At 46.9% G+C, this 23654-nt stretch carries 13 protein-coding genes; 6 read left to right on the forward strand and 7 right to left on the reverse strand.

Going from position 1 to position 23654, the window contains the following annotated elements; genetic code table 11:
• Positions 1 to 368: 368 nt before the first annotated feature.
• From mdxK to HZF10_RS07315, 4 genes are all read right to left on the reverse strand, one after another.
• Complete coding sequence (mdxK, locus tag HZF10_RS07300; protein WP_176005541.1) at positions 369 to 2669, reverse strand: maltose phosphorylase MdxK; 2301 nt, start codon at positions 2667 to 2669, stop codon at positions 369 to 371.
• A gap of 150 nt (positions 2670 to 2819) precedes the next feature.
• Entirely contained in the window at positions 2820 to 3476 is a 657-nt protein-coding gene (gene pgmB / locus HZF10_RS07305) for a beta-phosphoglucomutase (protein ID WP_176005542.1), read from the reverse strand.
• A complete protein-coding gene (locus tag HZF10_RS07310) occupies positions 3469 to 5010 on the reverse strand; it encodes an MFS transporter (RefSeq protein WP_176005543.1) in 1542 nt (513 codons plus the stop codon). The genes pgmB and HZF10_RS07310 overlap by 8 nt, the downstream gene beginning before the upstream one ends.
• A 298-nt stretch (positions 5011 to 5308) precedes the next feature.
• Entirely contained in the window at positions 5309 to 6352 is a 1044-nt protein-coding gene (locus HZF10_RS07315) for a LacI family DNA-binding transcriptional regulator (RefSeq protein ID WP_176005544.1), read from the reverse strand.
• Positions 6353 to 6580: 228 nt separating this feature from the next.
• On the opposite strand from HZF10_RS07315, the gene HZF10_RS07320 reads away from it, so the two are divergent.
• The 5 genes from HZF10_RS07320 (at position 6581) to HZF10_RS07340 (ending at position 18245) form a co-directional block, all read left to right on the forward strand.
• Positions 6581 to 9535 (forward strand): SusC/RagA family TonB-linked outer membrane protein, encoded by a 2955-nt coding sequence (locus HZF10_RS07320; RefSeq protein ID WP_176005545.1) that lies wholly within the window; start codon positions 6581 to 6583, stop codon positions 9533 to 9535.
• A gap of 12 nt (positions 9536 to 9547) precedes the next feature.
• A complete protein-coding gene (locus HZF10_RS07325; RefSeq protein ID WP_176005546.1) occupies positions 9548 to 11146 on the forward strand; it encodes a RagB/SusD family nutrient uptake outer membrane protein in 1599 nt (532 codons plus the stop codon).
• Positions 11147 to 11251: 105 nt separating this feature from the next.
• Positions 11252 to 12310: a SusE domain-containing protein gene (locus HZF10_RS07330; RefSeq protein ID WP_176005547.1), complete on the forward strand. Its 1059-nt coding sequence runs from the start codon at positions 11252 to 11254 to the stop codon at positions 12308 to 12310.
• A 57-nt stretch (positions 12311 to 12367) separates the two neighbouring features.
• Positions 12368 to 15217, forward strand: a complete 2850-nt coding sequence (locus tag HZF10_RS07335; RefSeq protein ID WP_176005548.1) for an alpha-amylase family glycosyl hydrolase — start codon at positions 12368 to 12370, stop codon at positions 15215 to 15217.
• 118 nt (positions 15218 to 15335) lie between these two features.
• Positions 15336 to 18245 carry an AsmA family protein gene (locus HZF10_RS07340; protein WP_176005549.1) on the forward strand — a complete coding sequence of 970 codons (2910 nt, stop codon included), beginning with the start codon at positions 15336 to 15338 and terminating at the stop codon, positions 18243 to 18245.
• Between the two features lie 57 nt (positions 18246 to 18302).
• Here HZF10_RS07340 and HZF10_RS07345 read toward each other — a convergent pair whose 3' ends face one another.
• Positions 18303 to 19871, reverse strand: coding sequence for a hypothetical protein (locus HZF10_RS07345; RefSeq protein ID WP_176005550.1), 1569 nt, complete (start codon positions 19869 to 19871; stop codon positions 18303 to 18305).
• A gap of 250 nt (positions 19872 to 20121) precedes the next feature.
• Between HZF10_RS07345 and HZF10_RS07350 the strand changes: the two genes are divergently transcribed.
• A complete protein-coding gene (locus tag HZF10_RS07350) occupies positions 20122 to 20436 on the forward strand; it encodes a hypothetical protein (RefSeq protein ID WP_176005551.1) in 315 nt (104 codons plus the stop codon).
• A gap of 11 nt (positions 20437 to 20447) precedes the next feature.
• Here HZF10_RS07350 and HZF10_RS07355 read toward each other — a convergent pair whose 3' ends face one another.
• Positions 20448 to 23084 (reverse strand): beta strand repeat-containing protein, encoded by a 2637-nt coding sequence (locus tag HZF10_RS07355; RefSeq protein WP_176005552.1) that lies wholly within the window; start codon positions 23082 to 23084, stop codon positions 20448 to 20450.
• Positions 23085 to 23439: 355 nt separating this feature from the next.
• A partial coding sequence (locus tag HZF10_RS17930) for a GIY-YIG nuclease family protein (RefSeq protein WP_217703359.1) occupies positions 23440 to 23654 on the reverse strand: 215 nt, incomplete at its 5' end.

A 23654-nucleotide genomic window follows, 5' to 3' on the forward strand; every position in this document is an offset into this window, starting at 1 on the left:
TCCCGTTCGATCGTAACGTTTATTGAACGCTTTCGTGTAGCTGTTGAACAAATTCGAGAAAGGTTGATAAATCTTTGTTTTATATTTTTCGGGAATTTCTTCCACGGGCCGAATCCGAACCTTGATCTCCAATCGATTCAAATGCATTTCACAATCGAGAATTTTCGCGACGGGATGAATGTGTTTCTCCATCAATTCTGTGAAGTATCGGCAATTTTCCTGATCTCGAAAAATCAATTCGTCGTTGTTGCCGACATGAGTGATGATATACGATTGATTGGCTTCGAGTTTTTTGACTTGTTCCATTAGTCAAATAAACCTCAAAGGTTTTCAAAACCTTTGAGGTTTTTCTGTACATTTTGTTAAAACTACACCGTCACCAACCCATTCGGCTCCACAGTAACCGCTTTTCCATTCACAAAAACCGTGAGTTCCTCACCGCCTTCCAAAGCAAAATCCGTCGTTTCCGGATGAACCGAAATCTTGAGAATCTGCCCACGGAAATTGATCTTGAACGAATATCCGTTCCATTCTTTCGGAATCCGCGGCGAAAAATGCAGCTGGTTGTCCTTGACGCGCATTCCGCCAAAACCTTCTACGATGCTCATCCAGGTTCCGGCCATCGACGTGATGTGCAAACCTTCCTCAACTTCCTTGTTGTAATCGTCCAAATCAAGTCGCGATGTGCGCAAATAGAATGTGTACGCCATTTCCATCTTGCCCAAAACCGCAGCCTGGATCGAGTGCACGCAAGGCGAAAGCGAACTTTCATGAACCGTGAAAGGCTCGTAAAAATCAAAGTGTCTTTCCAATTCTTCTTTAGAGAAATGATCCTCGAAGAAATAAAAACCTTGAAGCGTGTCGGCTTGTTTAATATATGGCGAGCGAAGGATGCGATCCCACGACCATTTCTGGTTGATTGGACGTTGCGACTTATCCAAATCGTGCACTTTTACAAGCTCCTTATCCAAAAATCCGTCTTGCTGCAAATACACTTGATGTTCTTCCGAATACGGCAAATACATCTTATCGGCAACGTCTTTCCACTTCGAAACCTCGTTCAAAGTTAGTTTCGTTTTACCGAGGATTCTTTCGTAATCCTGACCAAATTCAGCCGAAACTTTCTCCAATTGCTCAACCGTATAATTGATGCACCATTGTGCCAAGTAATTCGTGTAGAAATTATTGTTGACGTTGTTCTCGTACTCATTCGGACCCGTCACACCCAAAATCACGTATTGGTTTTTCGCAGTCGACCAAGTCGCGCGCTGTTGCCAGAATCTAGCAATCGCGATAAGCACTTCCAATCCTTTTTCAGGAACATAAGAATAATCGCCTGTATATCGAACGTAATTGAAAATCGCGAACGCTATCGCGCCGTTCCTGTGGATTTCCTCAAACGTTATTTCCCATTCGTTGTGGCATTCTTCTCCGTTCATGGTTACCATCGGATACAAAGCCGCACCATTCGTAAACCCAAGTTTCGCCGCATTTTCAATCGCTTTGTCCAATTGATTGTAACGGTAAACCAACAAGTTTTTCGCCACTTGCTGGTCTTTCGTCGCCATGTAAAACGGAATGCAATACGCCTCGGTATCCCAATACGTCGATCCACCGTATTTCTCACCGGTAAAGCCTTTCGGACCGATGTTCAGGCGCGAATCTTTACCAGAATATGTTTGGTTCAACTGGAAAATATTGAATCGGATGCCTTGCTGCGCTTTCACGTCCCCATCGATCGTGATGTCGCTCATTTCCCAGACTTTCGCCCAGGCATCAATCTGGTCTCGCAACAAGGTTTCGTAACCTTTCGCTTTCGCGGATGCGATGACGGAATCGGCAGCCGAAACCGTGTCCTGATGATTCATCGAAGACGTATACCCGCCGATTTTTTCGATGGAAGCGACTTGTCCTTTTCCAGCCGAAACCGTGTATGTAAATTGGATTTTATCGTTGGTTTTCTCGACGTTTTCAGTCGTTCCCAAAACAGTTCCGTCAACCGAAACCGAATTGTGCATAAATGTCGTGGCGGTAAAATGCGTCTTGAATGTACGTGCCGTCACAAACGCGTTTTCGCCTTTTTGATTCACAGAAAGCGGTTCCCAGAATTTCTCTTCCCAGTTCGCGTCTTCGTTGTGAACGCCCGCGTCGATGTAAGGTTTGAACACGATTTTCGCGTCGTTGTTCAAAGGCGTGATATCGTATTTGATGATCCCCGCTTCGTCAAGATCGGCGCACAGAAAACGGCGCACGTTTACCGAAATTTCGGTTCCGTTCTGCAATTTCGCTTCGAACGACCTGTTGTACCAACCTTGTTGCATGTTGAGTTCGCGTTTGAAGTTTTTCACCTGCGCGCAAACGTTCATGTCAAATTCCTCGCCGTTGATTTCGATGTCGATCCCGATCCAGTTCGGTGCGTTCAAAACTTTCGCGAAGTATTCCGGATAGCCGTTTTTCCACCAGCCCACTTTGGTCTTGTCGGGATAATAAACGCCGCCGATATAACTTCCCTGGAAAGTTTCCCCAGAGTATTTTTCTTCAAAATTGGCGCGTTGGCCCATCGCTCCGTTGCCTATGCTGAACAAGCTTTCGGAGGACTTGACGTTGTCGCGCTCAAACCCTTCTTCTATGATCGACCAGTTGTCTGGCTTTATATAATCCTGATGCATTGTCTTTTCGTTTTTGAAGTTTGCCTTTAGAGGTCGGCTCGCTTCGGTTGTTGATTTTTTTGTGATTGATGATTGATGGTTTGCGATGTCAATTGCCTGAAAAGGACTTGTGGCATCGCAAGGTGTTACTGCTTTGTTGTTTTTTGCGGATCATTTCTTGATCAACGTGTCGATAAAACTCAAATCTATCGTCACGAAATCGGGGAAAATGTATTGCGCTTTCTTAAGGATTTTCGCATCTCCGATGCCTACGCTCGTCATCCCGGCGATATTCGCGGCATCGACTCCGGCAAACGAATCCTCGAACACGATAGAATCCTCATTGGAAATCTTGAGCTTCTTGGCCGCACGCACGAAAACCTCGGGATCGGGTTTGGCGTTGGTTACGTCGTTTCCGTCGATAATTACGTCGAAATAGTCAAGAATCCCTACTTTTTCAAGGATGATACGCGCATTTTTGCTGGCCGAACCAAGTGCGATCGGTTGTTGCTTTTCCTTTAGGTATTGCAGTACATGCATCACGCCCGGAAGGATTTCGCTTCTGTCCATGTTTTTGATGTACGACAGGTAATCTTCGTTTTTCTGCTTGAGCCAAACATCCTTGTCGGCCTGCGAAGCCTGCGCATTTCCGAGTTCCAGGATGATTTCGAGCGAACGGACGCGGCTCACGCCTTTTAACGCTTCGTTGTGCTCGGGTGTAAATTCGATGCCAAGAGAATCGGCGATTTTCTGCCAAGCCAAAAAATGGTATTTAGCCGTGTCTACGATAACGCCATCGAGGTCGAATATGAATGCTTTTTTATTCATTAATGTCAATTTTTTTGTTGGTGGAGACGCCTAATGTCAACAAGCCGGCGAGGATCATGGAACAACCTCCCACGATTAGAGCATAAACTGGTTCGCTGTTGAAGAATTCTTTTACAAGAAAACCCAGTATCGTTCCGGCAACGATTTGCGGAATAACTACGAAGAAGTTAAAAACCCCCATATAATAGCCCATTTTTGCAGATGGAAGTGAACCCGAAAGCATCGCATACGGGATAGATAAAATGCTAGCCCAGGCAATACCGACACCAACCATGGCGAGCAAGAGTCCGACTTTGTCCGATAAGAAATAAATGGAAATCAATCCAAAACCACCTGCCACCAAAGCCAACATATGTGTGAATTTGTTGCTGGTACGTTTGGCTAAAACAGGCAATAAAAATGCAACTGCAGCCGCGACGCCATTGTACAATGCAAACATTACGGTTACCCAATCTGCGGCATCGTTGTAAAGTTTAGATTTTGGGTCTGTTGCACCGAACACATGCCCAGTAACCGAATTTGTTGTGTAAATCCACATTGCAAACAGCGCGAACCATGAGAAAAATTGTACCCAAGCAAGTTGCTTCATGGTTTTTGGCATATTCAAAAGATCGGTAACGATCACGGTAAAACCATTTCGCGTACCTTTTTTTCGCAATTGAGAAACCAATGAAAACAAGAACCCAACAACAACCAGTCCGATAGAAAGGATGTAAAGCTCCTTATGCTGATTCGCTTCTCCGTTTTCATTTACTTTTGAATTGATGTGATGGACATAAACCGAAAACAATCCACCGATAATCAGTAAAACGATACCAATGCCAAATTGTCTCGGGATTGTGACTCCATGGTTAACATCGTTTTGATTTGATTTTGTTTCTTCGTGCTTTTCTTCAAAGGCTTGAAGTTCTTCAGGGGAATACTCTTTAGAATTGAAAACGGTCCACAATACGGCAAGTAGAAAACAGACGCCTCCAATGTAGAAAGACCATTTCACCGACTCGGGAATAACTCCCTCTGGAGCTGTATTGCTGATTCCGAACCAATTCGTGAACACGTATGGCAATGCGGAACCTACCACGGCTCCAAGCCCGATAAAGAAACTTTGCATGGCAAAACCAAGCGTTCGCTGTTTTTCGGGAAGGTTATCGCCCACAAACGCGCGAAAAGGCTCCATCGAGATGTTGATTGAAGAATCCATGATCCACAATGTCCCGATCGCGACCCAAAGCGTAGGCGAATTGGGCATAACGAGCAGTGCAAGCGAAGAAAGGATGGCGCCGACAAGGAAATAGGGTCTCCTTCGACCTAGTTTTGTCCATGTCCTGTCAGAAAAATAACCCACAATAGGCTGGATGATCAAACCGGTCAAAGGTGCGGCAAGCCAATACAAGCCGATCTTATCGACTTCGGCTCCGAGAGTATCGAAAATCCTTGAAGTGTTCGCATTCTGTAATGCGAATCCAAATTGAATCCCCAAGAACCCGAAACTCATGTTCCAGATTTCCCAGAAACTTAATCTACGCTTTTCCATTTATCGTAAAATAAGGTTACGATAAGCGCAATGCTTATCAAACTTGTTAGTTTCGAAGTGGTGTACAAGCCTGATAATCTCGTCAAATATAAGGTTTAATTTTTTCGGAAATCGGAAAATGGCGTTCGAAGGCTTACGTTAACGTTTTCGTGTTGATAACTTTGGATCGAATTTTCAGATGTACAGATTTTCAGATTTTCAGAAATTCGATAAGATGCAGAAGGAATTGGCATTGGAATCCATGCGGGTTTCCCATCTGAAAATCCGTGAATCTGACGATCTGAAAATCTGTCAATCCCTAAAAACTTCCCCTTTTTAAAGCCCGTGTCGATTCGCGTTCCACAAGATGGGTTTCGATGACTTCGGTACGGTAATGTTCTTCTTCTTCCTCGTCTTCGGATTCTAGCCTTTGTATAAGCATTTTGGCCGCTTTCCCGCCCATTTCGATGCCGTCCTGGCTAACCGTCGTGATGCTTGGCGAGGAATATTTCGAGATGATGCCGTCGGTGAATCCGATCACCGAAATGTCTTCGGGTACGTTCAAGCCGATTTTCTTGGCACCTTTTATCGCGGTTACGGCAAACAGTTCGTTCACGGCGAAAACGGCGTCGGGTTTGTTCGCGGCGATGAATTTCTCGATCGGAACCGCGCAGTTGTCGATGTCTTCTATGCGAAGGATGAGGTTTTCGTCTACGTTCACGTCGTTTGTCCGAAGCGCGCGCAGGTAGCCTTCCGTACGCAATTTACCGACGCTCACATAATCGACGGTCGTGATCAGCGCAATCTTCTTAAAGCCGTTATCGATAAGGTTCTGGATCGCATCGAAAGCAGCGCGGTTGTCATCTATGATGACCTTGTCGCACAAGATATCGTTGGTCACGCGGTCGAACATGACCACGGGCATTCCTTGGTTGATGACCTCGATGATATGGTGGAAATCGGCCTTGTTCTGAGTTTCTTTCGACAGCGACATGATAAACCCGTCGATGCTTCCGTTGGCGAGCATTTCCATGTTGATGACTTCCTTGTCGAACGATTCGTCCGAAAGGCAGATGATAACGTTGTAGCCGCTTTCGTTCGCGACCTGTTCGATTCCGCTGATTACCGTGGCGAAAAAGTGGTGTACGATTTCGGGAATGATGATCGCAATCGTCTTGGTCTTCCTGTTCTTAAGGCTTAACGCGATGTTGTTGGGCTTGTAGTTATAGAGTTTCGCAAACGCCTGGACCTTGAGTCGAGTGTCCTCGCTTATTTCGGGACTGTCCCGAAGCGACTTGGAAACCGTCGAGATCGAGACGTCTAATTCTTTTGCGATTTGTTTAAGGGTTATCTTCCTCTTCATGTTAAGAAATTAAGAATTTTAGTTTTCGTGAATTAGTGTGTCCGGCATTGGAAAATTGGCAATAACGACCTGTGAATGCTGCAATTATGGGAAAGTTTTCAACACGAAAACGTTTGCGCGACCCTTTCTGGTAGGGTGTTACGAAATCGTATGAGATTTTACTTAATTTTAACATTCGAAGTAGTGTACAAGCTAAACAAAACAGATTTTTTAACCTAAACAAAATGTATGAAAACAATTTACAAAAAGTTGTTCATTTTCCTACTGCTTTTGCCTTTTGGCGCTCTGGCACAGGGCGTTCTTAAGGGAACGGTGACCGAAAAAGCTACCGGTCAGCCGTTGCCCGGGGTGAACGTAGTCGTTCAAGGTACCACAAACGGTACTTCTACCGATTTCGACGGTAATTATACCTTAAATAATGTAAAGAGAGGCGATAAAATCGTTTTTTCTTACATCGGATTTAAGGACATCGTCGTCGAATATTCAGGTCAGGCGACCCTTTCGCAAGGTATGGAAGAGGATGCGAACCAATTGCAGGAAGTCGTCGTCCAGGTAGGTTACGGAACCGTCAAGAAAAAAGACGCGACCGGATCGGTTACAACCGTCACTACCAAAGACTTCAACAAAGGGGCGAACGTCACTACAGAGAACTTGCTTCAAGGCCGTGTCGCCGGTGTTACCATCAATACGAGTGGTGCGCCTGGTTCGGGTTCGGAAATCAGGATTCGCGGTGGAGCTTCTCTTTTTGCGAGCAACGACCCGCTTATCGTGGTAGACGGATTGCCGATCGACAATGCCACCAACACGGGATCTACTTCGTTTTTGGCTTCCCTTAACCCGAACACTATCGAATCGGTTACTGTTTTGAAAGATGCTTCGGCTACTGCGATCTACGGTTCGCGCGCTTCTAACGGTGTAATCATCATCGTTACAAAAAGCGGTAGCAAGAATCTTTCGGTCGATTATAATTTTCAGTACGGAACAGGTCGTCTGATGAATAAAGTAGACGTGTTCAACGCCAATGACTACCGCGCCATGATACAGCAATATCGTCCTCAAGATGCGGCTTTGCTGGGAAATGCGAATACAGACTGGCAGGATGAAATCTACAGACGCACAGATTTCGTAGATAACAATTTGCAATTGAGAGGCAACCTTTTCGGAAGGATTCCGGCTCGTTTATCTATCGGGAACACGTATACGGAAGGTCTTCGTCTGACCAACGATTTCAACCGCAGCACAGTGAGCGCATCGATCAATCCGACTTTCTTCAACGACCACTTGAAAATGAGAGTGAACGCGAACTATTCTAACGAGAAAAACCGTTTTGCGGATGGAGTAGAAGGAACGGCTATCCGTTTTGATCCAACCCAACCGGTGCGTCAGGCAGGTTCTCCTTGGCAAGGATATTTCGAATATTATACAGGTCCTAACAGCGCCGGAGATTATCCGTTGTCACTTGCTCCTCGTAACCCGGTCGCACAATTGATGCAGACTTACGACAGAGGTGAAAATAACAGGATTCTCGGAAACGTAGAATTCGATTACAAACTTCACTTCTTCCCTGAATTGAGAGCTGTAGTGAACCTTGGTTTCGACGAAGCCAACGGTACGAGAAGAAGAGACGTTGCCCGCGATGTGGTGGCTTCGGGACCTTCTAACGGAGACGACAACTACGGAACCCACGAATACACCGAAGAGGTGAGAAGAAACAAGCTTTTGGATGCTTATCTTGTTTATAACAAAAAAGTCGGGGAACTCGATATTGAAGCGACAGCGGGTTATTCCTACCAAAAGTTCGAACGCCAACTTTACTATACAAGGAACACGCTTCAACCAAACTACGGAACTCCGGGTTCGGGATTGTTTCCTGAGACAGACACCGATATCGATCGTTTCCTGATCGGTTTCTTCGGAAGGACGAACCTCAATTTCAAGGACAAATATCTCTTGACGTTAGCTTACAGAAGAGACGGTTCATCGAAATTCAAAGAAGGCGACCAGTTCGGAAATTTCCCGGCAGCTTCCTTTGCCTGGAGAGTAAGCCAGGAATTCTTTAAGGATAACCAAACGGTTTCCGATTTGAAATTGCGCGTCGGTTATGGTATCACCGGACAGCAAAACGTGATAGATGGCCAATTCCTTCAAACCATCACGACAGGTGACGGGCAATCGCAAATCGTATTCGGGAACAACCAGTATAACGTGGCAATACCAAACCGCATCAGCCCGAAAATCCAGTGGGAAGAAACCACTACGTTCAACGCTGGTTTGGATTACGGCTTCCTCAACAACAGGATTACAGGTGCGATTGATGTGTTCTACAAAAAATCAGACAAGCTTTTGGTTGATGCCGCTGTTGCGGACGGATCGAACAACTCGAACCGCGCGTATCAAAACATCGGGGCTTTCACGACAAAAGGTATCGAATTCAACATCAATGCCGAGGTTTCGAGAGCCGAAAACTTCAAGTGGAACGTCAACTTCAACGCTACGACTTACAGAAGAGAAATCGACGAATTGATTTACGGAGCCGATATTTTCGTCGGTGAAAACGTTGGCGGAACCGGAACTCCGGGTCAAATCTTCAGCGAAGGATATTCCCCTTGGTCTTTCTATGTTTACAAACAATTGTATAATAACGACGGAACACCTATCGAAGGTGCTTATGCCGATTTGAACGGAGACGGAACTTTCAACGCCGAAGACAAATACATCTACAAAAACCCGGATCCAGACTTGACTATGGGCTTTTCGTCTAACATGGTGCTTTGGAAAAACATCGATTTCTATTTCAACCTGAGAGCAAGCCTTGGCAACCACATCTATAACGGTGTGAACGCGAGCCAGGCTCAATTGAACTTGCTCAAGACCGATACGGCTTTGAACAACACGCCTAGAAACGTCTTGACTACAGGATTTACGACCACTTCGGATGTGCTTCTTTCCGACATTTACATAGAGGATGCATCTTTCTTGAAAGTGGATAACATCACCCTGGGTTACACCTTCCCTAAGTTCGTGAACGAAACGTCTTCGATCAGACTTTTCACAGGTGTACAGAACGCCTTCGTATTCACTAAGTACACAGGTTTGGACCCAGAGATTACGAACAATGGTTTGGACAAGACCATTTACCCTAGACAACGTACGTTCTTGTTTGGTGTAAATGTGAAATTTTAAAAAAATTGAATTATGAAAAAACTCAGATTTAGTATTCTTTTCATCGCCGCCATGTTCAGCATGACTTCGTGCGTCGATGACCTGAACGTAACACCTGAAGACGACGATACGTTCCTTTCGGAAGAATTCTTCGCTTCTTCGCCAAACTCATACAAGCAAGCTTTGGCCGGTGTTTACGGAAACCTTTCCCTAACGGGAGCTACAGGTTCCGGATCTTCGAACCTTCAAGGTATCGATGCCGGTACGAGCCAATACGGACGTTGCCTTTGGTACTTGCAGGATTTGACGACAGACGAAGTGATCTGGAGTTACGAGAACGATGCCGGAACACGTGAATTGCAGCGCAACATCTGGACTGCCGACAACCCGATTCTTTTGGGTATGTTCAGCCGTACCATGTTGAGCGTGTCTTTTTCTAATGAGTACTTGCGTCAAACTACAGACGAAAAACTCCAAGCAAGAGGCGTAACCGACACGCAGCTTTTGGCCGACATCGCCACCTACCGCAATGAAGTGCGTGCATTAAGGGCATATGCGTATTATGTTTTGATGGATTTGTTCGGAAAAGCGCCTATGGTTACAGAGAACGATCCGATCAACTTCCGCGCGCCTCAAGCAGAGCGTCAGGAATTGTTCTCGTTCATCGAAACCGAACTCAACGAAGTGCTTCCGAACCTCAAACCGGCTCACTCGAACGAGTACGGACGTTTGGATCAAGCTTTTGCTCACATGGTTTTGGCCAAAATGTATTTGAATGCAGAGGTTTACATCGGTGCAAACCGTTACAACGACTGTATTACGGAATGCAACGCCATTATCGGAGCCAATGCCTATACGTTGGAATCGAACTATCTGGACAACTTCAATGCAGACAACCACACGTCTTCAGAGATGATCTTCACACTTCAATCGGACGGAATCGTTACGCAAAACTACGGCGCTACGACGGTCATGGTCAACGGAGAAGTTGGTTCTATTGAACAAAACGGTGCTTCTTTGGGAGTTTCTACCGGCGGATGGGGCGGCGCTCTTCGCTTAAGAAAGCAGTTCGTACAGAAATTCGACGGAGGTGCTTTCGATTTCGATACGCGCAAAACCATCATTTCGGGTGATCGTCCTATTGATATCACGAGCATTGCGAATCAAGGGCAAGGTTTTGTCATCACCAAGTTCTCGAATAAGACTTCGGCTGGAGTGAACGGTTCTAACCAGACTTTCGTGGATACAGATTTCCCGTTGTTCCGATATGCAGATGTTCTTTTGATGTATGCGGAAGCGACGCTAAGAGGCGGAAACGGTTCGGCAACCACAGCTTTGGATTATGTGAACCAATTGCGCGAGCGTGCTAACGGAGGTACTTCGGGCAATATCAGCTCAGGTGAATTAACGCTCGATTTCCTACTTGACGAAAGAGCGCGCGAGCTTCATTGGGAAGCGCACAGAAGACAGGATTTGATCCGTTTCGGCAAATATACCGGTGGCACTTATAACTGGGCATGGAAAGGAAATTCCCTAAATGGAGTGGCGATTCCGTCACATCTTAGCGTGTTTCCGCTTCCTAACCAATCCATTGCCGCTAACCCGAACCTAATACAAAACTCAGGTTATTAATATTGTTCAATCGCAAAACTTTATAAAATGAAAAAGATTTCTAAAATATTACTTTCTGCTTTCATTGTGGCTGCTGTTGCGTCATGTGAAACTGATGATAACTTGATGTTTGTTACTCAGCCTGCAGAATTCTCCATTCTTACACCAGATAACGGAACCTCGATAGAGTTGGTCGAAGCGACCCCTCAAACCAACCCGGCTGTCACCTTTACTTGGGAAGATGTCGATTACGGTACACCTACAGAAGTGACATACGAGGTGCAATTTGCCAAAAACGGGACCGATTTTGCTGAACCGAGTGTGATGCAATCTTCTACCGCAAGGTCGTATACTATAACTGTTGGCGCGTTAAATACGATTGCAAGAAATTATTTTGACGACGGCGATCCTGCAACAGAAGATACGGGTACGATAGATGTCCGTATCAAATCTACGGTAGGTACTACGGGTGCCGAGCCTAAATATTCCAACGTGGTTTCTATTGTTGTGACCCCGTTCATTCCGGTTCCGACCGTAGCTCCGAAAATGTACGTTGTTGGAGGCTTCCAATCTGCGGGCAACTACGGCAACGATTGGACACCTGCTACAGGAGCACCTCTCGAGGCAGCTTCTCCGACAAGCCAAAACTTCGAGGGATACGTTTATTTTGCCAACGGAAGTGCTAATTATAAATTCTTGCCTACCAATACAGGTTGGGACGGTGACTATGGAGATACAGGACCTTCAAACGGATCGTATTCGGGAACGCTTGAGCAAACCGATGAGGTAGATTGTGGATTGCCAGGAGCGACTGCCGGTTTCTACCGTGTAAAAGTCAATCTTGGTGCAACACCTTCGCCAACATATGAATTGACGGCAGAGAACTGGGCTATCACGGGTTCTGCTACGCCTCTAGGATGGCCAAGTGCAGATAACGTAACAATTCCGGATACTGACATGACATACGATCCTGCGTTGAAAGTTTGGACTATCGATATCAACCTCACTGCCGGTGGTGCAATCAAGTTCCGCGCTAATGATGCTTGGACTGTCAACCTAGGCGGTGCCGATGGTGTAATGACTTACGGTGGTGCCGACATTCCAATCACTACTTCGGGGAACTATACTGTTCATCTCGACTTGAGCGTTCCTAGACAATATACCTACACGCTCGAGCTAAATTAATTTGAATTTCAAATCAAAAGGGCTATTGGAAAATAGCCCTTTTCTCTTCTTATTGCCATGAAAAAAATTTACACATTACTTCTTGGTATCTGTTGCTGTTTGGGATTAGACGCCCAGGTGACGACCACGCCGGCTACGTTCGAAGCGAACCAATCGGTTACGATCAACTTCAATAAAGCAGGCACGAACCTGTCGGCCTATACAGGGACGATTTATGCCCACATCGGCGTAACGGTCAATGGAACGCCTTGGCAAAACGTAAAAGGCTCTTGGGGAAACAATACGACCCAACCGGCTTTGACATTCGTTTCGGGCACGACTTACAAGCTTGATATCACGCCAGATTTGTATACATACTTCGGCGTGGCCACGAGCAACACGATTACCCAAATTTGCGTCGTATTCCGCAATGCCGCGGGAACGGCCCAAACCAGTCCCGATATTTTCATTCCGGTAGGATCTTTCCAATTGACGTTGAATGCACCTGCCGTGAACAGCACGACAATCGTGAACTCTGGCGGAAGTCTTGCCGTATCTGCCTCAAATACGGGCGGATCGGCCAATTACAACCTGCTTGCAAACGGCGTAAGCATCAATACCTTTTCAGGAAGCGCGTATTCGTTTACGGACACGAACATAACAACGAACAAGAACTACGAGCTTCAAGTGACACAAGGCGCTACCACGCACACACGCAAATTCGCGGTTCTCGTAAATCCGGGAACGATAAATGAGACATTGCCTACGGGTATGGAAGACGGGATCAACTACAACGCATCGGACGCCACCAAAGCCACATTGGTGCTCACCGCTCCGGGCAAAGATTTCGTTTACGTCGCCGGAAGTTTCAACAACTGGCAACCTACAGCGGCTTATGCGATGAAAAAAGACGCATCCGCGAACAAATTCTGGCTTGAACTCACCGGACTTACATCGGGAACCAATTATTCCTATCAATATTGGGTAGTCGACCAAACGCCTTCTTCGGGTTCGCCTTCACTCGTAAAAACGGCCGATCCATATTCGACTTTGGTGTTATCGCCATTCGACGACCCTTATATTCCGGCGGCGAGTTATCCGTCGATTCCCACTTATCCGACAGGACAGGAACGCGAAGTCACGGTTTTGAAAACTGGGCAAACGGCCTACAACTGGCAAGTAGCCAATTTCACCAAGCCCGAAAAGGACAATCTCGTGGTTTACGAAGTATTGATCCGCGATTTCGATGCGGCGCGCAACTTCCAATCGATCATCGATCGCATCCAGTATTTCAAGGATTTGAAAGTGAATGCCATCGAATTGATGCCCGTGATGGAATTCGAAGGAAACGAAAGCTGGGGCTACAACACTTCGTTCCACATGGCGCTCGACAAATATTACGGCACGGCCGACAAACTCAGGGAACTTATCGATTTGTGTCACCAGAACGGGATTGCCGTGATTCTCGACGTCGCGCTTAACCACGCTTTCGGACGCAACCCTATGGTTCGCATGTGGATGAAAGACAGCGACGGAGACGGATGGGGCGATGCAGCTGCCGACAACCCGTATTTCAACGAATTCGCCACACACAGTTACAGTGTCGGAAACGACTTCAACCATTCTTCAGCTTACACGAAATATTACGTGAAACGTGTGATTAAGCAATGGATACAGGAATTCCATATCGACGGTTTCCGTTGGGATTTGACCAAAGGATTTACGCAGAATTGCTCCGGAAGCGAGTCGTGCACCAACAGTTACCAGCAGGATCGCGTAGACGTGCTCAAAGAATACACCGATTATTCGTGGAGCCTCGACCCGACGCATTACACGATTTTCGAGCATTTGGGTGCCGATAACGAAGAACAGCAATGGGCGAACTACCGCGTCAACGAAACGCCGAGCAAAGGCGTCATGATGTGGGGCAACATGAACAACGCCTATGGCCAACTTTCGATGGGCTTCAACTCAAGCAACGACATTACGCGAATGGGTGCTTCGTCTCACGGATTTACGAACAACCGCGTAATCGGATATGCCGAAAGCCACGACGAGGAGCGTTTGATGTACAAAAACCTGCAATTCGGAAACAGCACGAATGCGGCACACAACGTCAAGACCTTGAGCGTTGCGCTTTCGAGAATGTCTGCTATCGGAGCGGTTTCGCTATTGGTTCCGGGGCCTAAAATGATTTGGCATTTTGGCGAATTAGGTTGGGATTTGTCGATTTATACCTGTACCGACGGCACGGTCAACACAGCTTCCGACGCTATTGCAGGCGACTGCAAACTCGCCACCAAACCGCAACCGCAATGGACTGGCAACTGGCCAGGCGTCGCAGGTCGTGCGCAAATTTTCAACGATTGGACCAAAATGATCCAGCTCAAGACGACGCAACCGGTTTTCAAAGCTTCGTATTCGATCAATTCGGGAACGACATTGACGCCGCGTTTGTATGTTTACGACAACGCGCTTCCGTCTACCCAATTGAAAAACGTCGTCGTCCTTACGAATTTCAACGTGACGAGCCAAAGTGTCGTAGCCGATTTTCCTTACGGCGGAACCTGGTACAACCTCATGGACAATTCATCGGTCAACGTGACCAATACGGCCATGACGCTTACGATCGCACCGGGACAATTCAGGATCTACGGCAACCAATTGCCGAATCTTGCGACCGATCCTATCGATACGATGGACGGCGTGACCGTTTATCCGAATCCTTCAAAAGGAGCATTCAGCATCAACGCGAATATCGAAAAAGTCGAAATCTGGTCGATGACCGGACAACTCGTAAAGCGTTTCGAAGGCCATTTCGGCGAAGAATCGATTTACGACATCAACGATTTGAACAGCGGTATTTATTTCGTGAAAGCCACAGACGAATACCATCGCGAAAAAACCATGAAATTGGTAAAAGAATAGATTTCGAGTTAGTTTAAGTTAAGTTTTCCAAAAGGCCTTTTCATTCCGAAAGGGCCTTTTTTCTTAAAGCCGCGCCAAAATGGACTTTCGTATTTTAACATTTGGCTATATTTGATTCATGAATTCGCGCCTCAAGACCATAACTTTAAAGACATTGAAGTGGATCGGCATTTCCGTCGCATCGATCCTATTGTTGCTGTTTTTGATCCCGATACTGTTTCCGGGCACGCTCGCCGAACAGGTAAAAGCGTTTGCGAACAAAAAACTGCAAGGAGAACTCAATTTCTCAGAAGCGAATCTGTCGTTTTTCAACCACTTTCCGTCGCTTACGGTCACGCTCGACGATTTCTCGTTGAAAGGCTCGAAACCGTTCCAGAACGACACGTTGATTGCGGCAAAGGAAGTCGCGTTCGGCATCAACCTCAAGCGGCTTATTTTCGATAATCAAATCAGTATAGACGAGATTTACATCGACAATTCGATCGTCAACGTCATGGTCAACGAAAAAGGCGAGGCGAATTACAATGTCTATGTTTCCGAGGAAAAGGAACAAGAAAAAGACACGGTTTCCAATACGTCATTGCGTCTGGATCGCATCGATATTTCGCATTGCAGGCTCAAATACGACGACAAATCGGCCAAGATGCTCATTTCGGCCGAAGATTTCAATTACCTCGGGAAAGGCAACCTCGACCAATCGGTTTTCGATCTCAAGACCGATGCCGAAATCAAGAACTTCGATTTCATCTATAACGGCGAACCGTATCTTCAAAAGAAAAACGTGAGCGCCGAACTCATCACACGCATCAATACCAACGCGCTGACGTTCGCTTTTCAAAGGAACGACCTCAAGATCAACGAGCTTCCTATTAATTTCAAAGGCGAGTTCAACATCCTCAAAAGCGGTTATTACATAGACGTTCAGGTTTCAAGTATGGGCAGCAACCTCAAGGATTTGTTTACCGCGCTTCCGCCCGAATACGTGACCTGGCTCGAAAGTTCCAAAGTCAAGGGCGACATCGATCTGCTTTTCATGTTCAAAGGCCGATACGACGCGGCGACGAAACGCAATCCTTCGATATCGTTCGATACGCGCATCGCCGACGGTTACATCGAGTACAAAGACGCGCCTTTCCCGACTTCGGACATCAACCTCAATTTCAAGGCGGTACTTCCGGAACTCAATACCGACAGTTTGATCGTAAAACTCGATTCGCTCAAATTTCGCGTAGGCAAAGAATTTTTCAAGGCATATGTAGAGACGAAAGGGCTCGACAACATGTCGGTCAAAGCCAATATAAAAGGCAATCTCGATTTGGAAAACCTCGATAAAGCGCTTGGTTTGAACAATCTTGACATGAAAGGTAAATTGTCGGTCAATGTAGAATCGAACGGGATTTACAACGCAGATAAACGCCTGTTTCCGAAAACCAAGGGACGCGTTTTGCTAAAGAATGCGTTTCTCAAAACGGAATATTATCCGAATCCGATTTCAGACATCAACCTCGACATCAACGCGCTAAACGACAACGGGAACTTCAACGACACGCGCATTTCGATCAAGCCGGCCGGATTTACGTTCGAAGGCAATCCGTTCAAGATCGACGCCGTTTTCAAGAATCTCGACGATGTCGATTACGACGTTCGTGCGAAAGGCGTGGTCGACGTCGGCAAAATCTATAAAGTCTTCAAGCAGAAAGATATCGATCTTACGGGTTACATCAAGTCCGACCTGCGTCTCAAAGGGCGACAAAGCTATGCGACGACGGGTCAATACTCGAAACTCGACAACAGCGGTACGTTGCAGATACGCGACATTAAAGCGACGATGGCAAGTTTCCCGAAGTCGTTTTTCATCAGCGAAGGCAGTTTTGTGTTCGACCGCGAAAAGATGAATTTCAACAAATTCCTTGCGACGTACGGCCAATCGGATTTTGCGCTCAACGGAAAACTCATCAACGCGATCAACTATCTTTTCGAGAAGCGAGGCACGTTGCACGGCGATTTCAGGCTTGATTCGAAATACGTGAACGTGAATGAGTTCATGGCGCTCGAATCGGGCAATAACGACAAACAGCAACCCGAAATCGAAGCCGAGAAGAAAACCGGAACGCAAGAGTCGGGCGTGGTCGTGGTGCCGACGAATCTCGATGTGTTCCTGACGACAAACATCAACAAAGTCACGTACGACAAATTCAATCTCGAAAACGTCAAAGGAACGGTCGGCGTGAGCAAAGGCCAAGTACTTTTCAAAGGCACACAACTCGAAATAATCGGGGCTACGTTGAATCTCGACGGCATGTATGACGACGCTTCGGCTAAAAAAGCCGGATTCGACCTGCGTTTCCGAGCCAAGAATTTCGACGTGAAGCGCGCGTTCAACGAAATCGAGATGTTCAAGGAACTTGCGACTTCGGCCGGAAAAGCGGAAGGCATCATTTCGGTCGATTACAAACTCAACGGCGAACTCGACGGCAACATGAACCCGATTTATCCGTCGCTCGAAGGCGGAGGCGTGGTCTCGCTCAACAAAATCAAGATAAAAGGGCTTAAGATGTTCGGAAGCATCAGCGACAAAACGGGCTCAGACGGATTGAACGATCCCGACCTGTCGCGCGTCGACATCAAATCGACGATCAAAAACAACGTGATCAAGATCGAAAAGACGCGCATGAACGTGTCGGTTTTCAAACTAAGATTCGAAGGAAAAACCAGTTTCGACGGCCAGCTCGGTTTGAGGATGCGACTCGGATTGCCGCCATTCGGGCTTATCGGGATTCCGATCGCGATTACGGGAACGCACGAAAACCCCAAAGTCAAGGTTTTCAGCAAAACCACCGAGGCGATTCCCGAAACCCAATACGGCGATAAAGTGATCGACGACGCGAAAGGAAACACGACGCCGGCAAAGACGTTGATCGAGAAAAAAGAAAAATCCGAAGAGGAAAAAACCGACGGCAACAAAGACGCCAAAAAAGAAGACGGGAAAACGGCTGCCGAAAAGAAACCCGACGAAAAGAAAAACTGATCAGTGTTTTGAATTAGGTCGAAAGATGGGTGTCATTCGTGAAATTCGTGGCTTAACCTAGACCAAAACCTTCTTCAAGCCTTCCGCAATCGACTTCCAAAACATATTGAAGAACGATTTGTCCTTTAATCGCTCGACCTCGATTTCGGTTTTCCTGACCTTCTCATCCGAATCCTTTTTGACGAAAATACGCGCGACCGCAGTAAGGAACTTGTTCTTTTTCTTGCGGTCGTTCTTTTTGTAAACGGTGAATTTCAAATCGTCGTAATTGATGCCGAACGTGCCTTTTGAGCCGTTGTCGTTGCCATGGAAATCGAAATACACTTCGTCGAGAATCCCTTTTCCCGTGAAATTCATATACGGTTTGCTGAATTCGGTAATGCGCTCGACGGGGAAATGTTTGATGCTTCCTTTGATATGGAAACCGTCGGTTTTGTCGAGCACGTTCAATGTCCAATCGGCCTTGAGTGGCGCGACATCCATGAATCTGGCGTCGATGAGGATGCGCACGTCGGGAAGCTTTGTCTTTTCGAATCCGCTGTAAACGTGCAAGGCCGTCAGGTTGAACGGATTCCAGCGCAGTTTTCCGGGCGCGACATCATTGACTTGTTCTTCATATTCCAAAATCGAATTTCGCACGGCCAACGTATCGACGCGCAAATCGAAATCAAGATTGCGCAGCAACGCATTGTACAGTTTTTTCTTTTTGAGGTCGTCGGTTTTGCGCTTGTCGCGGAAAATGTTGGCGTTCACGCGATCGAGACGCACGGTTTTGGAATGCACGAAAAGTGTGTCGTCTTGCCTAAAGCCCCAATCGAGGTTCTCAAGACTGAGTTTGTCGACCTTGATGTTGTACATGTCGCGTTCGGTCGCCACCGATTTTACGAACGTCTTGCGATCCATGTCGCACAGATATTCGAGTTTGTGAAGCGTGAACCCGTCGTTTTTGGTCTCGATTTTCCCGGTTCGGATGTGGTAGTAAATGTTCGGTTTGAAGAAAACGCTGTCGCAACTGAAGCTGTAATTCTTGTACGCGAACGGGATTTTGCGTTTGAGTAGGTTGTCGGTGATCGCGATTCCGTCTAGTTTTGCCGAAATGTTGCTCGCGCGAAGCATCGGTTTGCCGTTTTTAGGATACAAGATCGCGACGTCTGCGTGGTTGAGCTCGACTTCGTTTACGCTGATGACTTTTTCGAAAGGCGCGACCACGTCCGAACGGATGCTTTTGGAATAATCGATCGCGTTCTCGTTTTTCTTGTACAGCGTGACTTTGGGTTTGTTGACGATGATACTTGAGGCCTTTATCCGATCGCTGAAAAATAGGCTCCAAATGCTGAAATGCCGCACCTCGACCGATTCCACTGTCGCATAAATGCCCGCTTTGCGGATGCTGTCTTTTAAGGCGGCTTTGGGCACGAGCACGATGTCTGACGCTTTTATGGTCGAGGAAAACAGCGAAACATCGAGATTTTTATACGTGATGAAATAGGGCGATTTGTTCTTTTCGTTGATGATTTTCGGAAGTTCCTCATCGATCCAATAATAGTTCAGAAATAAGCAGAATCCCGCCAATAGCAGCAGCAAGCCCACAAAAACAACGAGGATTTTCTTGGCGAATTTGTTCATCTTATTAAAAATAAGGATTATTCGCGTGGCAAGTTGGTCATTGTGAAATATTTACCAATGTCTTTTTGTAGTGTAGTTGCTACAGAAAGTGTCGTTCGTCGAGAGTTTTTAAAAAAAATAGAGAATGACCGAAAGTCTTATCATTACAGGAGTTCGCAAGGTGCGAACGCTTTAAACTGTAAACATTTGTTGGTTTTTGATAAGTAGATGTCCGTTCGCAATGCATAACTTGCGGTAAATCCCAAACGAAATGAACACGCATACCTTGATTTTGAAATGTACGGGTTTGCCTGCTCGCGAAGTTTCCAACCTCGAATCTTTCCTTGAATCCAGACTCAGGAAAGGACGCATGGAATACTTCGGCAGGAACGGACTGCGGCTGTATTCAGACCCGGATGCGATCATGGAAAGCCTCAAAGGCAAATTCTTCATCCAGTTCTCATTCGGTCATTTGTTGCAGCTCGACAGCGTACATGCTTTGGCGGTCATCCGCGCCGCGTTGAAATCGGGCATGGTGAAAATGGTGAAACGCGCCTCCGACGGATTCGACGTGATATTGCCTTAAACTGCTTTCCTTTATTTTTTCGATTCTTCTTTTCTCGAATGTTGCAGGAACGATTCCGGAATACGATCGAAGCGTACGTTTTGTCCATCGTAATAAATGGATGTTCCTTCGTTTTGGGACTCGCTCGCCATCACGTTTTTCATTTTGTCGTCGAATTCACGCGCCAATACGGTTTTGGATATCGACATGCCGTCCTCGAAACCTTTCTGTGTTCCGACGGCGACCCAATTGAATGAAGCGTTGCTCGTTCCCGAACCGTTTTCGGTCACATAAAAACCTTCTTCGGTAACGCGATTCACGAAAACGCCTTTGGTTTCCGCGGTAGGCGTAATGGTCACGTTAATGGTTTCGGCCGAAGCGACCGATTCTGCAAATGCACTTTTGAATGCGATGAAAGCCGTGCCGTTCTGTAACTGGCCTTTTCCTCGGGTCATGATGTCGATTTCGGTAGAAGTGGGAACGAACGTCGCGCTGCGTTCCGAACCTCCGTTGTCGGTGAGCTTTACGATGGGCTCGTTTACGATGGTTTTTCCTTGAACGTACGCGCCGAATTCGCTGCCGTGGGAAACCAATCCGAATTGGTTGCCGGCTACATAGCCACCCATAAAACCGCCGGTAATTCCAAGCCCAATGCGGTTGTTGGGTTTTGTACGATCTACCATTCGATTGCCGGTGTTGATAGCAAGGATGCTGCTTCCCGAGCCGCCTCCGTAAACGCTGTACGTGATGCCGCTAAGTCCTCGATAGCCTAACATTCCGAAGTTTCCGGAACCTCCGAAACCCAGTACGCCGCCCGTTCCGTCGGCAATCGTTCCCGAACCCAAGGTAAGGATGTCGCCCACAACCCCGAACATATACGAATTGCTCGAGGCGCTCGTTACCCGCGACCCGATGTTGCCGTAAACGCCACTCAAAGCACCCAAATTGCCTTGATTGTAGGAGCCGCCTTGAAATCCGAGACCTTGCGTGATGTTGTTGTTTTCGCCCAAAACACCTGTTGCTTTCCAGTTTCCGGTTGCCGTTTCGTCGATCACACCGTGGCTGCCGATCGGGATAATGCCTGTCGTAGCGCCGTCTGCCTGGCCAACAAGTCCTTCTCCTGTCCTGATAAACGAAGAAAGCGATCCGGTTTTGGTCAATCCGACCACGCCGTAACCTGTGTTGTTCGAATATCCGAGAACCCCGATTCCGCCCGCATCGGCATAAGCGGCAAGCGCTCTTTTGGATGTGGCGTTCGGATAACCCGTAAGGTTGCCATAAGAAGTGGCCGAAGTGTGAGCGGATAAAACATCGCGGCTGTCTTCTCCGTTGGCCTTGCCAATCACGGTCGAACCTTGCACGCGTAATCCGTTGGTGGGTGCGGCATCGACTGAAGCGTATGTCGTTCCGATGGTGACATTTCCCGTATTTCGAAGCCGGAAACCTTCCACGCCGTTTGTCGTCAACGACAAATTATCCGCGGCAGCGCTAAAAATACCGGTGTTCGTATCGGTTTGGAAAGAATAGATCGGAAGTGCCGCCGTACCTAATGAATACGGTTGAAGCTGGCCGTTATTGGCGTTGCTGATGTTCCATCGGTCGGTATTGTTGGTTTTGATGCGGAGGTCGATCGCATCTGAAGTTCCGATAAAATTGGTGCCTGCCACAGTGCCCGAATTGCCCGTGATCGTCCAGTCGTTGTTGTTGCCGATCGCGAGTTTGGTCCATTGCGCACCATCCCAATAATAAAAAGCGGGCGTCACATTATTGGGCGCTGTTCCTGCAGTAGCCGTGTTATATACCAATTCGGATGTCGTAGGCGTAGTCAATGGCAAAGCCGAATTCGTGGCCGTGAGCGCAACTCTTGGAATCAATAAACCGTCATTTGTGCTGGTTACGTCGAGCATCGCATTAGCGGTAGTAGCTCCGATCACGATTTTCCCGTTGGCATCCACGCGAATTCTTTCCGTTCCATTGGTAGCAACAGAAAGTGCATCGGCCGAAGGGCTGAAAATCCCGGTGTTCGCATCGGCAGAAAACGAATAGAATGGGAGTGCGGCCGTACCCAATGCGAGCGCATGCACCTGGTCGGCATTCGGGATTCGCAGACGAGCACCCGCACCTGTACTGAAATCCAAAGCATCTGGGCCGGAACTGAAAATGCCTGTGTTCGGATCGCTCGTAAATGAAAAAGTAGGCGCAACGGATGTTCCGATGGAAAACGACTGAAGTTGGCCGTTGTTGGCATTGCTGATGTTCCATCGGTCGGTGTTATTGGTGCGGATCCGTAAATCGACAGCGTCTGTAGTACCTAAGAAATTAGTGCCTGCGGCTGTTCCTGAATTCCCCGTGAGCGCCCAATATGAACTCGTTCCCGTAGCCAAACGCACCCAAATTGAGCCGTTCCAATAATAATAACCAGGTGTGACCTGATTGGCTCCGGCTGCGGAAGTATTAGTATTGTACACGAGTTCCGACACGGTGGGCGTGACCACAGTGGCTACGTTGGTTGCTGTTAGTGAAATTCTCGGGATCAAGAGTCCGTCAGTAGTTGAAACCACATCGAGAGCTCCCGAGGGTGTAACCGTTCCTATGCCGACTTGCGCGCGACTCAGGAAGCTGGAAAAAAGAAACAGAAGGTAGGCGCTTCTGGCGATAATCCTTTTCATAAGCGGTAGAATTAGGGGTAAATAATAAGTTACCACAACCCGTTAATTCTCTGTTGATGAAAAATCGTTATGTGGTGGTTGAAAAATAATTGTTAGACATCTGTAGAAGACTTGGGTTGTGCATCTCTAATTTAAGCCTTATAATTTTAAATAATTGTTAAAAATGCGCAAATTGTGAATTGTTGAAGATTGAAAACAAACAAATTATGTCAGATTGAATGATTTTGCATTAAGTGTCTTTTATCGAAAGTTTCAACACATTTTGCGGATAAAACAAAAAAGCCCGAACAAGATGTTCAGGCTTTACATGGTACCTCCAGTCCCGAAGCATCGGGAGAACCAGGACATATGGATTTTATAAGGGCAAATCGGGGATGATGTGCGGATTTTCGACAATCTTAACGATGAACTTTCGTGATTTTATCTTTTTCACGAAGAATTCAATGGCTTGAACTTTTTCTCTGTTGCTGCATTCAAAAGATACTGCGTATTCCCAATCGGAAGCTTTTCGGGTAAATGCGTGTGAATACACGTGAGAGTTGTGCTTCTGCAATCGTTCAACGAGATTCT

The organism is Flavobacterium agri, from assembly GCF_013401995.1.
Lineage (GTDB): Bacteria > Bacteroidota > Bacteroidia > Flavobacteriales > Flavobacteriaceae > Flavobacterium > Flavobacterium agri.

What these genes read in the sequence shown, in the direction of transcription:
- HZF10_RS07320 (WP_176005545.1), top strand. Translation starts at nt 6,581, where the DNA reads ATGAAAACAATTTACAAAAAGTTGTTCATTTTCCTACTGCTTTTGCCT.
- pgmB (WP_176005542.1), bottom strand. Translation starts at nt 3,476, where the DNA reads ATGAATAAAAAAGCATTCATATTCGACCTCGATGGCGTTATCGTAGAC.
- mdxK (WP_176005541.1), bottom strand. Translation starts at nt 2,669, where the DNA reads ATGCATCAGGATTATATAAAGCCAGACAACTGGTCGATCATAGAAGAA.
- HZF10_RS07325 (WP_176005546.1), top strand. Translation starts at nt 9,548, where the DNA reads ATGAAAAAACTCAGATTTAGTATTCTTTTCATCGCCGCCATGTTCAGC.
- HZF10_RS07310 (WP_176005543.1), bottom strand. Translation starts at nt 5,010, where the DNA reads ATGGAAAAGCGTAGATTAAGTTTCTGGGAAATCTGGAACATGAGTTTC.
- HZF10_RS07335 (WP_176005548.1), top strand. Translation starts at nt 12,368, where the DNA reads ATGAAAAAAATTTACACATTACTTCTTGGTATCTGTTGCTGTTTGGGA.
- HZF10_RS07355 (WP_176005552.1), bottom strand. Translation starts at nt 23,084, where the DNA reads ATGAAAAGGATTATCGCCAGAAGCGCCTACCTTCTGTTTCTTTTTTCC.
- HZF10_RS07315 (WP_176005544.1), bottom strand. Translation starts at nt 6,352, where the DNA reads ATGAAGAGGAAGATAACCCTTAAACAAATCGCAAAAGAATTAGACGTC.
- HZF10_RS07340 (WP_176005549.1), top strand. Translation starts at nt 15,336, where the DNA reads ATGAATTCGCGCCTCAAGACCATAACTTTAAAGACATTGAAGTGGATC.
- HZF10_RS07345 (WP_176005550.1), bottom strand. Translation starts at nt 19,871, where the DNA reads ATGAACAAATTCGCCAAGAAAATCCTCGTTGTTTTTGTGGGCTTGCTG.
- HZF10_RS07330 (WP_176005547.1), top strand. Translation starts at nt 11,252, where the DNA reads ATGTTTGTTACTCAGCCTGCAGAATTCTCCATTCTTACACCAGATAAC.
- HZF10_RS07350 (WP_176005551.1), top strand. Translation starts at nt 20,122, where the DNA reads ATGAACACGCATACCTTGATTTTGAAATGTACGGGTTTGCCTGCTCGC.